General features: G+C 66.7%; 10 protein-coding genes. 9 read left to right on the top strand and 1 reads right to left on the bottom strand.

Features of this window, described 5'->3' with window-relative positions; genetic code table 11:
* Positions 1–96: 96 nt before the first annotated feature.
* Positions 97–894: an ABC transporter ATP-binding protein gene (locus ACREP4_RS06430; protein ID WP_431595350.1), complete on the bottom strand. Its 798-nt coding sequence runs from the start codon at positions 892–894 to the stop codon at positions 97–99.
* 226 nt (positions 895–1120) lie between these two features.
* Here ACREP4_RS06430 and recC point away from each other — a divergent pair, with 226 nt between their 5' ends.
* From recC to ACREP4_RS06385, 9 genes are all read left to right on the top strand, one after another.
* On the top strand, positions 1121–4474 hold the full coding sequence (gene recC, locus ACREP4_RS06425) for an exodeoxyribonuclease V subunit gamma (RefSeq protein WP_431595349.1): 3354 nt from the start codon (positions 1121–1123) through the stop codon (positions 4472–4474).
* Positions 4471–8100, top strand: coding sequence for an exodeoxyribonuclease V subunit beta (gene recB / locus ACREP4_RS06420; RefSeq protein ID WP_431595348.1), 3630 nt, complete (start codon positions 4471–4473; stop codon positions 8098–8100). The genes recC and recB overlap by 4 nt, the downstream gene beginning before the upstream one ends.
* Positions 8097–10112 carry an exodeoxyribonuclease V subunit alpha gene (gene recD / locus ACREP4_RS06415; protein WP_431595347.1) on the top strand — a complete coding sequence of 672 codons (2016 nt, stop codon included), beginning with the start codon at positions 8097–8099 and terminating at the stop codon, positions 10110–10112. Before recB ends, recD begins: the two co-directional genes overlap by 4 nt.
* Positions 10109–10633 (top strand): DUF3828 domain-containing protein, encoded by a 525-nt coding sequence (locus ACREP4_RS06410; protein WP_431595346.1) that lies wholly within the window; start codon positions 10109–10111, stop codon positions 10631–10633. The genes recD and ACREP4_RS06410 overlap by 4 nt, the downstream gene beginning before the upstream one ends.
* Positions 10634–10809: 176 nt before the next feature.
* Positions 10810–11058, top strand: a complete 249-nt coding sequence (locus ACREP4_RS06405) for a helix-turn-helix domain-containing protein (protein WP_431595345.1) — start codon at positions 10810–10812, stop codon at positions 11056–11058.
* Positions 11058–12341, top strand: a complete 1284-nt coding sequence (locus ACREP4_RS06400; RefSeq protein WP_431595344.1) for a HipA domain-containing protein — start codon at positions 11058–11060, stop codon at positions 12339–12341. Before ACREP4_RS06405 ends, ACREP4_RS06400 begins: the two co-directional genes overlap by 1 nt.
* A 148-nt stretch (positions 12342–12489) precedes the next feature.
* Entirely contained in the window at positions 12490–13089 is a 600-nt protein-coding gene (gene folE / locus ACREP4_RS06395; RefSeq protein ID WP_269789520.1) for a GTP cyclohydrolase I FolE, read from the top strand.
* Between the two features lie 22 nt (positions 13090–13111).
* Positions 13112–14581 (top strand): DUF3375 domain-containing protein, encoded by a 1470-nt coding sequence (locus ACREP4_RS06390; RefSeq protein WP_431595343.1) that lies wholly within the window; start codon positions 13112–13114, stop codon positions 14579–14581.
* Positions 14568–15284 carry a DUF4194 domain-containing protein gene (locus tag ACREP4_RS06385; protein ID WP_431595342.1) on the top strand — a complete coding sequence of 239 codons (717 nt, stop codon included), beginning with the start codon at positions 14568–14570 and terminating at the stop codon, positions 15282–15284. Before ACREP4_RS06390 ends, ACREP4_RS06385 begins: the two co-directional genes overlap by 14 nt.
* Positions 15285–15315 lie beyond the last annotated feature (31 nt).

Below are 15315 nucleotides of genomic sequence, written 5' to 3'. Positions count from 1 at the left end.
CTTTTGCTCCACGTGCTTTAAAAGCGCCCTCACCCCAGCCCTCTCTCGCAATGCGGGAGAGGGGGCAGGAATCACGCATTTCGCGCACCGTCGTCATCACGCGTTCTCCAACCCGTAGTTGCGCGTCGGCGCATCGAATGGAATCGGGCCGTCCGGCTCGCCGTGCAGGAACTGGCGCACCAGCGGGTCCTGGCTGGCCTGCAATTCATCCGGCGTGCCGGAGAAAACAATGCCGCCATTGGCGATCACTACGGCCTGATCGCAGATCGGCAGCGTTTCATGCACGTGGTGGCTGACGATGATGCTGGTCAGGCCGAGGCTGTCATTGAGGCGCTGGATCAGGCTCATGATCACCCCCGAGGCAATCGGGTCCAGCCCGGTCAGCGGTTCGTCGTAGATCATCAGCGGCGGGTCCAGCGCCAGCGCACGTGCCAGCGCCACGCGCCGCGCCATGCCGCCGGACAACTCACGCGGCCAGGCATCGGCAGCGGCCAGCAGGCCCACCGCATGCAGCTTCATCTGCACCAGGCGATGCAGCACCGGCTCGGGCAGTTTGGTGTGTGCACGCAACGGCAGGGCCACGTTGTCAGCCACGCTCAGGTCGGTCAGCAGGCCATTGCCCTGCAGCAGCACGCCGACGTTCTTGCGCATTTCCAGCAGCGCGCGGTTGCCATGAGGAATGTCCTGACCAAACAGCTGCACGCTGCCGCTCGTCGCGCGCAGCTCGCCGGTCAACGCTGCCAGCAGGGTCGACTTGCCGCTGCCGGACGGGCCGAGCACCGCAGTGATGCTGCCGCGTGGCACCTGCAGCGAAACGTCGCGCAGGATCGTGCGACCGCCGCGATCAATACGCACGTTGGACAACTGCACCAGGGGAGCCCGGGAGGAGGACATGGCGGCCTTTAACGGAAAACCAACGTTGTAGGATTGTCAGTAGCGCCTGAATAAAAGCGAACTGGACCGTGCAGTATTGTCGCATCCCCTTGCCGTAAGGGAATGTGGGCGCCACACACGATGCCCGAAACACTGTGTCTGGCGAATGCAGCGTCGCTGCCGCCCGTTGGCCGACCGGCGCATTCATTTCTCGGCGAATGCGACACGGCTACGGCAAGATGGCGCGATGACAGCCGTGCCCGACTTCCGCCTCTACCATTCCAATTCACTCGATGTGCTGGCCTCGCTGCTGGCGCATGCCCTGCGCGAGCCTGCGCCGGGGCAGCCGCTGCTGGCGGCTGACACGGTGCTGATTCCGCAGGTGGCGATGCGGCGCTGGCTGCAATCCACCTTGGCGGCCGAGTACGGCATTGCGGCCAATCTGGAGTTCCTCACCCCCGGCGAGTTCGTGGCGCGGGCGCTCAAGGCCAATGTCAGCGGTGAGCGCGATGACCTGGGAGCGACCGGCCTTCACTGGCGTTTGTATGCGGCGTTGACCGACACGCAGTTGATGCGTCGTCCGGCGATGGCCGGCCTGCGGGCCTATTTGGATCGGGGTGATCCGCTACGCCCGTGGGCGCTGGCAGCGGAACTGGGCGGGGTGTTCGAGAAATACCAGGCCTGGCGCCGTGACTGGTTGCTGCGCTGGGAGGACGGTGCCGAGCCGGACGACCCGCAGGCGATCCTGTGGCGGCATATCGCCGGCGGCCAGCAGTACCGCGCGCGCCGCATCAATGACTACCTGGCGCGCTTCGAGGGCCAGCAGCAGCCGTTGCCGCAGGGCTTGCCGGGGCGCTTGTTCGCCTTTGCCACGCTCAATGTGTCGCCGGACGTGCTGCGGGTGATCGCCACCCAGGCGCGGGTCGGCACGCTGCACTTCTATATGCCTACGCCCACCCGCTCGTATTGGGGCGACCTGCAGACCTTGGGCGAGAAGCTGCGTAGTGGCGTGGACGATCCGTTCGGCATGGAGGCGGGCGAGAACCCGTTGCTGCAGGCCTGGGGCGCGGCCGGGCGCGATTTCATGGCGGTGCTGGGCAGCTACGAAGTGGTACACCCGACCGGCGAAATCGCCGCCTATGTCGATCCGGAGGAGCATGCCGGGCCCGGTCTGGAGCAGGGCGGCCTCGGCGACAGCCTGTTGCATCGCCTGCAGGCCGACCTGTTCCATCGCCGCGCGCTGCCGTCGCCGTTGCGGCCGGCGCTGCGGATGGACGACCCCAGCATCCAGATCCACGCCTGCCACACGCGCCTGCGCGAAATGCAGGTGCTGCACGACCAATTGCGCGCGCTGCTGGAAGACCCGCGCTTCGATCCGCCGCTGCAGCCGCGCGAGATCGCGGTGCTGGCGCCGGACATTGATCCTTACGTGCCGTACCTGGAATCGGTGTTCGGCGGCCGCAGTGGCAGCGACGAGCACATTCCGTGGGCGCTGGCCGATGCCAGCCCGTTGCAGGGCGAGCCGCTGGCCGAAGTGTTCGTGCAGTTGTTGGGGCTGCCAGTGTCGCGCTTCGGCCTCAACGAAATTCTTGATCTGCTGGCCAGCGCGCCGTTGGCCAGCGCCGCCGGGTTGGATGCGGCCGCGTTCGAGCGCCTGCACGGCTGGTTGCAGGCCGCTGGCACCCGCTGGGGACTGGATGCCGCGCATCGCCTGCAGCATCAGGCGCCGCAGGACGACGCCTACACCTGGCAGTTCGCGCTCGACCGGCTGCTGCTCGGCCACGCCAGCGGCAGTGATGAAGACATTGGCGGCGTCGCGCCGTGGCCGGAGCTGGAAGGCGGCGCATTGGCCGCGCTGGATGCCCTGATCCGCCTGCTGCGGGTGTTGGCCCGCCACCAGAAGACGTTGGCCGATGCGCTGACGCCCACGCAGTGGCGCGAGCGCCTGCTCGGCCTGCTGCTGGCGCTGCTGCCGGAAACGCCCACTGAACCGGCCGGACAGCGCGCGCTGGACCGGCTGCGCAAGCTCATCAACGAATTTGCCGATGAAGCCGAGAAGGCCAGCTTCGACGCCGCCGTACCGGCCGAGGTGGTGCGCGCGCACTTTGCCTCGGTGCTGTCCGAAGCCGACACCCGCGCGCCGCTGCTCACTGGCGGCATCAGCTTCGGCCGCATGGTGCCGATGCGCCTGCTGCCGTTCCGGGTGATCTGCGTGCTGGGGTTGAACGATGGCGACTTCCCGCGTCGCGACCCCGGTGCCGGCCTGAGCCGGCTCACCGCTGAACTCGGCACCCAGCATCGCCGGCACGGCGACCGCTCGCTGCGCGAGGACGACCGCTTCCTGTTCCTGCAGCTGTTCGCCTCGGCGCAGGACGTGTTCTACCTGAGCTACCTCGGCGCTGATGCGCGCGACGGCAGCGTGCGTGAGCCGTCGGTGCTGGTCAGTGAGCTGGTGGATGCAGCCTCGGCGTATCACGACGAACCGGCTGCGGTGCGCAAGCAGCTGGTGATCCGCCACCCGCTGCAGCCGTTCGCGCCGGCCGCGTTTGGCGACGCGGCCGAGCCGCGTCGTTTCAGCTATCGCCGCCAGTGGTATCCGGCGGCCGGCGCGGTCGGCGGGGATCGGCAGCCGCTGGCGCCGTGGTTCAACGGCCCCTTGCAGGCGCCGTTGCCTGAGGTGCTCGGCGATACGCGGTTGTCGCTGGATGCGCTGCGGCGCTTCCTGTCTGACCCGGCTGGCCAGTTCCTCAACCAGCGCCTGGGCCTGCGATTGGCCGGCGATATCGACAGCAGTGACGACATCGAACCGCTGGTGGTGCCCGGTGGCGGTCGCGAGCATTCGGCCATCCAGCAGCAGGTGCTGAGCGCCCTGCTGGAAGACCGCGAGCACGGACTGTACGAACGCCTGCGTGCCCGCGCGCTGTTGCCGTCCGGTGCGCTGGGCCGACAGCAGTTCACCCGGTTGCTGGAGCGCGTCCGACCTTGCGCCGAGGCCTTTTTGCAGTGGCATGACGGGCAGTCAATGTCATCGGAACTGTACGAAGTTGAGCTCGATGGAATACGCCTGCACGGACGTGTCGATCAAATTCATCCACAGGGGCTGGTGCGCCTGCATGCAGGCGCCGCAGGCGTGGCCTATGTGGTGCGCGGTGGGCTGGATTGGCTGTTGGCCAACGCGGCGGGCGCCAGTTTGCCGCTGCTGCAGTTCCACGACGGCGGAACCGCCGGACATGGCCCACACACGCTGCCGGCGTTGCCGCAGGAACAGGCAAAAAAGGCCTTGAAAGCATTGCTGCAGCTGCGTTCTGATGGATTCGACGCGCCGCTGTTGTTCGCCCCGTACACGGGCTGGGACATCTACAACAGCGACGCTGATGGCCGCGAAAAGGCCGCGCACGCGCGCTGGTACGGCGGCGATTACAGCTGGGGCGAGCGCAATGGCGAAGCGCTGCAACTGGCGCTGCGCGGGCACGATCCGTTCGCCAGCGAAACCACTACTCACAGCTTTATCCACAACAGCCTGTTGATATTTTCCGCGCTGCGCGAGGGCCGTGTGTTGCCTGATTTCGATGTCATCGGCGGCACGGAGGGCGCGGCATGAACGACACATCGCACGATCCGTATCTGGACCTGCCGCTGGACGGATTGCGGCTGATCGAGGCCAGCGCCGGCACCGGCAAAACCTTCACCCTGGCCACCTTGTTCACCCGTTTGGTGGTCGAGCAGGGCCTGCGCATGGGCCAGATTCTGGCGGTGACCTTTACCGATGCGGCCACCCAGGAACTGCGCAAGCGCATCCGCGAGCGGCTGGATCTGGCGGCGCGACTGGTGGGCGTGGAACCGGACGCTGCCGACAGCCCGGAAACCGCACTTACCCACCGCATCCTGCAGCGCCACCTGCAGCAGGGCGGCGAAACCGACGTGCAGTTGGGCCGGCGCCTGCGCGTCGCCGCCGAGGAAACCGACCTCGCCGCCATCTTCACCATCCACGGCTTCTGCACCCGCGTGCTGGGCGAGTACGCACTGGAAAGCGGCCACACCTTCGCCGCGCCGGAGCTGCTGGCCAATACCCGCGAACTGCATGCCGAGCTGGCCGCCGACTTGTGGCGATTGCATAGCGGGCAGGGCCGTAACCTGGATGCCTTGCTGGGCCTGTGGAAAACCCCGGACGTGTTGGCCAAGGATCTGCCCGCATTGGCGTCCGACTTGCCGCTGCTGCCGTCGCCGCCCGAAACGGTGCTGGAGGACACCCGCCCGTTCCGCGATGCCGCCGCACAACGGTTGGCCGCCGGCATTGGCGAACACGGCGACACCTATCTGCAGCAGCTGCGTGGCGCGCTGGAAGCGGGCGTGATCAACAAGTCCAGCTACAAAAGCGAGTGGATCGAACCGCTGTTCCAGCAACTGCAGCAGTGGAGCCGCCATCCAGACCCAACCGCCGAGCTGGACGAAAGGCTGGAGCGGCTCACGCTGGAGGCGCTCACCGCCAAGACCAACAAGGGCAAGACCACGCCGCAATCACCGCTGCAGCCGCTGATTGCCGATTTCATGCAGGCCAGCACTCAGGTGACGCAGTGGCAGCGCCAGCAATCCATCCTGCTGCTGCACCAACTGCGTGGCGAAGTGCGCCAGCGCCTGGCCCAGCTCAAGCAGCAGCGTCGCGTGCAGACCTACGACGACCTGATCGACAACGTTGCCAATGCCCTGCAGGGCGAGCACGGCGCGCTGCTGGCCGAGCGCCTGCGTGCGCAGTACCGCTTTGCACTGGTAGACGAATTCCAGGACACCGACCCGCGCCAGTGGGACATCTTCCGCCGCGTATTTGCCCCGGCAGATGCCGAGGCCGCCGCTGCGTTGTTCCTGATTGGCGATCCCAAGCAGGCGATCTACGGCTTCCGTGGCGGCGACGTACACACCTACCTGCAGGCCAAGGCCCTGGCCGACGCGGCACCGGCGCTGGACCGCAACTTCCGTTCACGCCCCGGCGTGCTGCGCGCCATCCAGGCGCTGTACGACAACGCCGGCAGCAGTGCCTTCCTCGACGAACGCATCCAGTTCGAGCCGGTATTGCCGGGCAGCAAGCGCAGTGATGACGACTACCTGCTCGACGGCCACGCCGCGCCGGCACTGACGGTCTGCGTGATTGCCGGTGACGAACAGGGCAAGCCGCTCAAGGCCGACGCCGCGCGCGATGCGGCCACGCTGGCCTGCGTCACCGATATCCACCGGGTGTTGCTGGCCGCACGCGAAGGCCGCGCATTGGTTGATGGCAAGCCGGTGCAGCCCGGCGACATCGCGGTGCTGGTGCGTTCGCATAAGGAAGCGGCACGCATCCAGCAGACCTTGGCGGCGGTGGGCATCCCGGCGGTGGCGGCCGGCAAGCAGAGCCTGTTCGCCAGCAGCGAGGCCCACGACGTGCGGCTGCTGTTGTTGGCGTTGCTGCAACCGGCCGACGAAGGCCGGTTGCGCGCGGCGTTGTCCACCGTGTTGCTGGGCGAAGGCGCCGCCGCCATTGCCGCGCTGGAACACGACGGCGACCGGCAGCGCGCACATCAGGAGCGGCTGCTGCAATGGCGCGAACGCTGGCAGCGCGGCGGCGTGTTCGCGCTGCTGTCAGACCTGTGCGCCGAACAGGCCGAGCGCCTGCTGGCGCTGGTCGATGGCGAGCGCCGCCTGACCAACTACCTGCAACTGGCCGAACAACTGCAGGAAGCCAGCAATCGCAGCATCGGCCTGCACGGCCTGCTGGACTGGCTGCAAACCCAGATCGCCCACGCCGATGAAGGCGACGAAGCCCAGCTGCTGCGGCTGGAATCGGATGCGCGCCGCGTGCAGATCATCACCCTGCACAAGAGCAAGGGGCTGGAATACCCGTTGGTGTACCTGCCGTTTGTCGGCATCGCCACCAACGCGCCGGACGCGTCCAACCACCGCACCGTGCACGACGGCGAACAGCGCGTGCTGCATTGGAAGATCGACAAGGACGATGCGGGCTGGAAGGCCATCGGCCAGCAGGTCAACGCGGAAGACGAAGCCGAAACCGCGCGCCTGCTCTACGTCGGCCTGACCCGTGCCGAGCACGCGCTGTGGATAAGTGGTGGCGCCTTGACCGGGCTGGCGTCATCGCGACTGGGGCCGATGCTGCGTGACATGGCCGCGCTGGCCGCGCACGCCGATATCGACATCGTTGCCAGCGGCGCTGCCACGTTGCCGCCGCGTCTGCCGGCCGAACGCGATCAAGCCTTGCCGGCCGTGCGCACCGTCCGCCGCGCCGTGCCGCACGACTGGTGGGTCTACAGCTTCACCCAGCTGGCGCACGCCGAAGGTGGCCACGACACCTCGGCCGCCGCCACCGAAGACAAAGGCGGCGCGGCCGACGAACCGGCGCAGGTGGATGTTGAAGCCGAGCCCGCCGTCGCCGTGGCGGACGTGCAGCCGGAAGTGTTCGACCCGCGCTTTGCCGGCAGCCGCTTCGGCAACGTGCTGCACGCCGCGCTGGAGAACGTCGACTTCGGCCTGTGGCACACCTGGAAGGCCGGCGACGCCGCACCGGAAGGGCAGGCGGAGATCATCGCCAAGACCTTGCGCAGCGATGGTTATGTGGAAGACGACATCGCCGATGGCGTCGCCCTGCTCACCGGGCTGATCGGGCAGACGCTCACCGTGACCCTGCCAGAAGGCGGCGCCCTGCACTCGCTGGACGCGGGCGAACGCCGCGCGGAAATCGAATTCCACTTCGCCATGCAGCCGACCACCGTGCCGGCATTGCTGCGCGTGCTGCACGCCCACGGCGTGGTGGCCGGTCGCCACGGCTTCGGCCTGCGCCGTCAGCTGGAAGGGCTGATGACCGGCAAGATCGATTTGACCTACGTCCGTGACGGGCGCTGGTACGTGCTCGACTACAAGTCCAACCGCTTGCCGGACTACGCGCCATCGCAGCTGGAAGCGGCCATGCGGCATAGCGAATACGACCTGCAGGCGCTGATCTACACCGTGGCCCTGCATCGCTGGCTGCGCTTCCGCATCGGCAGCGGTTACGACTACGCGCGTGACTTTGGCGGCATTCGCTACCTGTTCTGTCGCGGGCTGGATGCCGCGCGCGCGCAATCGCCGGGCCTGTACGCGCACCACTTCGCGCCGGCACTGGTAAACGCGGTGGATGAATTGTTTGCCGGCGGCGCGGAAGGTCACGCCGCGTTGTTGGCACGTCTGGAGGACCGGGCATGAGCCTGTTGGCTGCATTGAACAAGGCCGGTGCGCTGCGCCCGTTGGACCACGCGCTGGCGCAGAGCCTGCGCCGCTTGGATGCAGACACGCCGGACAGCGTGCTGGCTGCGGCCGCGCTGGCGTCGCTGGCGGTATCGCAGGGCCACGCGGGTTTCGACCCGGCCCAGCCGCAGCGCCTGGTGGATGCCGCATTGCCGTGGCCCGCGCCGGAACAGTGGAGTGCACAGCTGGCGGCGTCGAAGTGGATATCCACAGCTGTGGATAACGCCGCGGAATCGCAGCAATCGCCATTGGTCTGGGAGAACGGGCTGCTGTATCTGCGTCGGTATCGCGAATACGAGCGCCGTCTGGCGCTGGGATTGCAGCGGATTGGGCGGGCATCAGTTGCAACGGGCGATGTTGCTGGCTTGGCGGCGGTGTTTGCGTGCTTGTTTCCGGGGCAGGCAGCGTCTTTCGTTCAGCAGGCAGATCTGTTCGGCGCACCCTCACCCCAGCCCTCTCCCGGAGGGAGAGGGGGCAACAGCCGTGCAGATCAGCTTGATACCTCCCTTCTCCCGCCTGCGGGAGAAGGTGCCCGAAGGGCGGATGAGGGGAGGCCTTTCGACTTACAAGCCCGCGCAGCCGCCACCGCCCTGCGCCACCACCTGCTGCTGGTCACCGGCGGCCCCGGCACCGGCAAAACCACCACCATCACCCGCCTGCTGGTGCTGCTGGCCGCGCAGGCACAGGCCGAAGGCAAACCCGCGCCGCGCGTTGCCCTGGCCGCGCCCACCGGCCGCGCCGCCGAGCGCATGGCCGAAAGCCTGCGCAACGCCGTGCAGCAACTGCCCGCCGCCGGCATCGACGCCGCGCTGTGCGAACAATTGCCCAGCACCGGCACCACCCTGCATCGCCTGCTCGGTGTGATCCCGGATTCGCCGCGCTTCCGCCACCACGCAGACAACCCATTGCCCTACGACGTGGTGGTGGTGGACGAAGCCTCGATGATCGACCTGCCGCTGATGACCAAACTGGTCGAAGCCGTGGCCGACGGCACCCGCCTGGTCTTGCTGGGCGATCCCGACCAGCTGCCGTCGGTGGAAGCCGGCGACGTGCTCAGCGCCATCCTGCGCGCCGCCGGCGACGGCCAACGCATCGCGGTTGAAGACGCCCGCGCGCTGCAGCCGCTGCTCGGCAAACTGCCCGCCGACGCGCTGGAAACACAGCCCGCTCCGTTCGCCGGTGCCCGCGTGCAGCTGCAGCGTGGCTACCGCCAAAGTGATGCCCTGCAGCTGGCGCCACTGGCCACCGCCATGCGCCAGGGCGATGCGACTGAAGCGCTGGCCTTGCTGCGCGAAGGGCAACTGGCCGGCGTGCACTTCCACGAAGGCGATATCGACCCGCTCAGCGCGTGGCGCGGTCCGCTGCAGCAGTACTGGGATGCGCTGGCCAGCGCCAGCAACCCGGCCGATGCCCTCGCGCTCACCGGCCGCCTGCGCCTGCTCACCGCCGTGCGCGAAGGCCCGCAAGGCGCGCGCGGCCTCAACGCGCGTATCGAGGAACGGCTGGCCGGCGCGCAACGTCGCGGCAGCAGCGGCCCGGGCTATTTCCACGGGCGGCTGCTGATCGTCACCGAGAACAGCTACCGCCACCGCCTGTTCAATGGCGACATCGGCATCTGCCTGAGCGATGGCAGCGCTCGCGGCACCACCGCCTGGTTCCCGGGCGACGACCCGACCAGCCCGCGCGCCTTCCACCCCGCGGCCTTGCCCGCGCACGAAAGCGCCTTCGCCATGACCGTGCACAAGGCACAGGGTTCGGAGTTCGACCAGGTCTGGCTGCAGCTGCCGCGCAAGGACAACCGCGTGCTCAGCCGCGAGCTGCTCTACACCGGCATCACCCGCGCCCGCCACGGTCTGCATATCGCCGGCAGTGCCGAGGTCATCGAAGCCGCCCTGGCCCGCCACGCCAGCCGCTGGTCGGGCTTGGCGGAGCGGTTGGCGGGTATAAAGGCGCCAAAAGCAGGCACATGAAAATTCTGTGGATGATAGCGATAGCGATAGCGATGGGCCTGATGGCCTGCCAACAGCAACCCAGCGACGCTGCCAGTCCGCCCGCTGCCAGCACTGCCACCGACGACACCACCTCGGCCCGCACCTTCCTCAGCCACGTCTACGCCAGCTACCACCCGGACGCGCCGCTGCACGCCATGCTGCCGGACGAGCAGGTCTACGCACCGGCACTGTTGGCGGCGATGGAGGCCAACCGCAAGGCCTACGACGGTGAAGTGGGCTATCTGGACAGCGACCCGTTGTGCCAGTGCCAGGACACCGCACAGGACCTGCGCGCGCTGGACTTTGAGATCACCCCGCTCGGCGCTGGCCGGCTGCGCGCCGCCGCCACGCTGGCCGATGTGGATAACCCGCTGGCGCTGGATCTCACCCTGAGCCGCCACGGCGACCAGTGGCGCGTGGCCGACATCGCCAGCCCGCGCGCGCCCAGCCTGCTGCAGGCATTGGAGCGGGATACCCGGCGAGCCACGGGAGAGAAATAAAGCAGGCGTTAGTTTTTGTTGAAGTCGCGCTGTTTAGTTTGAATTTATAATGCCTACTTTAGATTTTCTGCTCGAATAGCTCGTTTCCACTGAAATATAAAGCCTGCTTTAGTTTTCAATGGCTCTTGTCAAAAAGACGGCGTAATCTAACGCTGGCTTTAGAATCGGGGTGGCACATGCAAGTGCAAATCGATAGCGCGTCCGACATCGGTCAATACATCCGTGCCATACGCAAGGCACAGGGGTTGCGTCAGGATGATCTGGCGGCAATGGCGGGTACCAGCCACGTGGTTCTGGGCAATGTGGAACGGGGCAAGGACACCGTGCAGATCGGTCGTGTGTTCGAGCTGCTGCGGCAGCTGGGCATTCAGGTGCACTTGGATCTGCCGGTGGATGTGCCTCAAGCCAGCCCGGAGCGACCCTGATGGTTATCGAGGTGGAGCCTCGCCTGCTTGAGGTCTGGCTGGAGCGTGAGCACATCGGCCAGTTGCATGAGCAGGGCAATGTATGGGCGCTGGACTATGACGCGACATGGCGTGAAATGGGCTTCGACCTGTCCCCTGCATTGCCGCGAGGTGCCGGGCAGATCATCGACGGCGGCAGCCTGCGCCCGGTGCAGTGGTTCTTCGACAATCTGTTGCCCGAGGAAGCGGGGCGACAACTGGTGGCTGACGATGCAGGCATCAATGCGGCGGATGCGTTTGGTTTGTTGCAACGCTTTGGGCCGGAATCGGCCGGCGCGCTGACCCTGCTTTCGCCCGGTCAGGAACTACCGCCCGCTGAGCTTCGCCCTTTGCCGGATGCGGAGCTTTCAGCGCGCATCAAGGCCTTGCCCAGGCTGCCGCTATCGCACGGTGCCCCCAAACGCATGTCGTTGGCGGGCGCCCAGCATAAGTTGGCCGTCGTGCTGGACCAGGGCCAGCTGTGGGAGCCGGTGGGTCAAGCCGCCTCCACCCACATTCTCAAACCCGACCATGAACTCGTGGAGGACTATCCCCACAGTGTGGTCAACGAATGGTTCTGCATGCGCCTGGCAGGTGCATGTGGGCTGCCGGTGCCGGAGGTGGCGGTCCGCCGTGTGCCAGAGCCGGTCTACCTGGTGCGCCGCTTTGACCGCGAAGGGGAGGGGTTGCAGGTTCGCCGCCGTTACGCCCTTGATGGCTGCCAGCTGCTGTCGTTGGATGCGGTGTTCAAATACCAGCAAGCCAACAGTGGCGCTCTGCAACGGTTGTTGGATATCACCCGTACACCGGCGTTCACTCGACTGGCGCTGCTGAGATGGCAGATTTTCAATTTCTTCATCGGCAATGCGGATGCCCATCTCAAGAACCTGAGCTTCCTGTGGGGGCCGAGGGGGTGGGAACTGGCACCGCACTACGACCTGCTCGCTACCACGGTCTACCGGGCACCGGATTGGGCCGATGAAGCGCTTGTCTTCCCCATGGGCAACGCCCTTCGATTCAGGGAGGTGAAACGGGCCGAGGTGGCCGCTTTCGGCCAGAGTATCGGCGTACCTGTGAGTTTGGCGCTGAATGAACTGGACCGACTGGCCAAGGACCTGTGGCGGGAAGCGCAGGCGCTGCTGCAGGCCTATGAGGCTGGTGTCACCGATGCCGTTGATCCGGGAGAGGCACGGTTGCTGCGCCAGATCGTCTACGGGCCCATCACCGATGCCTTGGCCTCGGTGATCCAATGGCGGGGTGGTTAAGCCTGCAAAGGCTGCTTAGGGGGAGTTTCCAAATCAACGGGTTATGAGAAGCCGTCGACAACGGACCCGGAGTGCTTGTCCGGGCCGTGCTGCCCCTGCACACGCTGGCTGGTAGCATGTCCACCCCGTAATCCAAGCGCTGTCTGTAATGACCGACTCCAAGAACCCCACCGTCACCCAGACACAGGCCGAAGAGGCCGTGCGCACGCTGTTGCGCTGGGCTGGCGAAGATCCCGCCCGTGAAGGTCTGCTGGACACCCCGCGCCGGGTGGCCGAAGCCTATGGCGACTGGTTCAAGGGCTACCAGGACGATCCGCGCGAGTACATGGAACGTACCTTCGAGGAAGTGGCCGGCTACGACGAAATGATCGTGCTGCGCGACATCGAGTACGAAAGCCATTGCGAACACCACATGGCGCCGATCCTGGGCCGCGTCCATATCGGTTACGTGCCCAATGGCCGCGTGGTCGGCATCTCCAAGCTGGCGCGCGTGGTCGAGGCCTATGCCCGCCGCTTCCAGGTGCAGGAAAAGATGACCGCGCAGATCGCCGACTGCATCCAGGACGTGCTGCAGCCGCTGGGCGTGGGCGTGGTGGTGGAAGGCTCGCACGAGTGCATGACCACCCGCGGCATCCACAAGCGTGGCGTGTCGATGGTCACCTCGCGCATGCGCGGCACCTTCCATGACGACGCACGCACTCGCGCTGAGTTCCTGCGGTTCATCGAAGTCGGCCAAGCCCGCCGTTAATCCAAGGACCTGCGCGCGCTCGATGAAGTATCCCCAACGCATTGCCGGCTATCAGCGCCTGCGCGAGCAGCCGCTGTGGAAACTGCTGGCCTCCGACCGCGCGCCTGTCCTGATCGGGTTGCTGCAGGGCCTGTTGCTGGAAGCGGACCGGCGCGTGCCGGGTTCGATCCTGGCCGAGCGCCTGCAGCAGCAGCTGGACGCGCTCAACGCCGACGAGCTGGACGTGGAGCTGCCGCGTACCGCGCAGGCCTATATCGCCTACTGGCTGGCCCAGGGCTGGCTGGAACGGCGCCTGCCGGAAGGTGCCAGCGAAGAGGAATACGAGCTGTCGCGGCAGGCCGTGCAGGCCATCCGCTTCATCGCCGGTGTCGAGCACAACGCCAGCCTGGCCACCGAAAGCCGCTTGGCGATGGTGATGCAGCAGATCTCGCAGCTGGCGCAGCAGACCGAGGCTGATCCGGAAGCGCGACTGGCCGCACTGCGTGCCGAGCGCGAGCGCATTGATGCCGAAATCGCCCAGGCCGCGACCGGCAAGGTCGCCACGCTGGACGGCAAGCGCGCGCTGGAACGTACCCGCGACGTGATCCGCCTGGCCGATGACCTGGCCGAAGACTTCCGCCGCGTGCGCGACGACTTCGAGCAGCTCAACCGCCGCTTCCGCGAGCGCATCATCGACGACGAAGGCGCGCGCGGCGACGTGCTCGACCGGCTGTTCAACGGCGTCGATGTGATTGGCGAATCCGATGCCGGGCGCAGCTTCCAGGCGTTCTGGGATCTGCTCAACGACATGCAGCGCAGCGCTGAACTCGACGCTGCGCTGGACACCGTGCTTAACCGTGGCTTCACCCGCAAGCTTGACCGCAACGAGCGCAACTTCCTGCGCAACTTCACCAGCACGCTGCTGGAACGCGGCGGCCAGGTGCATGAAGTGATGCAGCATTTCGCGCGCAGCCTGCGTGGCTTCGTGCAGAGCCGTGGTTATCTGGAACAGCGCCGCCTCAACCAGCTGCTCAAGCAGGCCCAGGGCCAGGCGCTGTTGCTGCGTGATGAGGTGCGACCGACCGCGGCCACCGGTTTCGTGCTGCCGCTGTCCTCGGCGCGCGTGCGCTCCATTGGCCAGTGGCGCCTGCACGACCCGCGCAGCCATCAGGTGGAAACGTCCATCTTCATGGCCGAGGCGGCGGAAATTTCGCTCGACAGTGTCGGCGACCTGGTCGCGCAGTCGGAAATCGACGTGCGCACCCTCAAGGACAATCTGTTCATGCTGCTCGGCACGCGCCCGCAGCTGTCCATCTCGCAGGTATTGCGCGAGCGGCCAGCGCGGCAGGGCCTGGGCAGCGTGATCGGCTATCTCTCCATCGGCACCCGCCACGGCATGGTGGTGCGCGATCAACTGGAAACCGTGGAATGGACCGGCGGTGACGGCAAGGTGCGTCGTGCACGCGTGCCGCTGGTCTGGTTCCTCAAGGAAAGACGCGATGAACTGGTCTGAGACCGAAATCGAAAACGACGACGAGGGCACCGCCGCCGCGGCCCCGGTTGCCGCACCCGCCGCCAGCAAGGGCAATGGCCCGTTGTTCCACGGCGACACCGGCAATCTGCCGGCCGAAGCGCGCCGCGCGCTGTGCCAGCTGCTGGCCGGCCCCAGCGTCGATGCGCAGCGGCAGCCGCTGCAATGGACCGCGTTGCTGCGTCACGAAGACGCTGTGCGCAGCTTGTTGAGCGAGCTGTTTCTGGAATTGGTGCTGGACCGCGACGGCGGCATCGCCTTCACCCGCCAGGCCGATACCGCCGAACTGGATTCGCCCACCTTGCTGCGCAGCGCGCCGCTGACCTTCATTGAGTCGGTGCTGTTGCTGTTCCTGCGCCAGCAGTTGGCCGAAGCCGACACGCGCGGCGAACGCGCGGTGGTGGAAGAGCTGCAATTGGTGGAAGCGATGAGCATCTACCAGAAGAACGTCTCCACCGATCAGGCCGGTTACGGCAAGCGGGTGAGCGCGGCCATCGCCAAGATGCGCGAGAACCAGCTGCTGTCCAAGCTGCGCGGCAGCGAAGACCGTTATGAAATCTCGCCGGCATTGAAGCTGCTGTTCTCGGCCGAGGATGTGCAGGTGTTGGCCGATGCCTATCGCCAGCTGCGCGACGGTGGCGCGGTTGAAACGCTTGAAACCGTCAGTGACGACGCCGACGAATGATGCGTTCGCGCGTCGCCCCAACTGTGTTTGC

This window comes from Stenotrophomonas sp., from assembly GCF_050737575.1.
Lineage (GTDB): Bacteria > Pseudomonadota > Gammaproteobacteria > Xanthomonadales > Xanthomonadaceae > Stenotrophomonas.
Note: the sequence above shows the minus strand (reverse complement) of the source record. Positions and strands in the feature narration are given on the sequence as shown.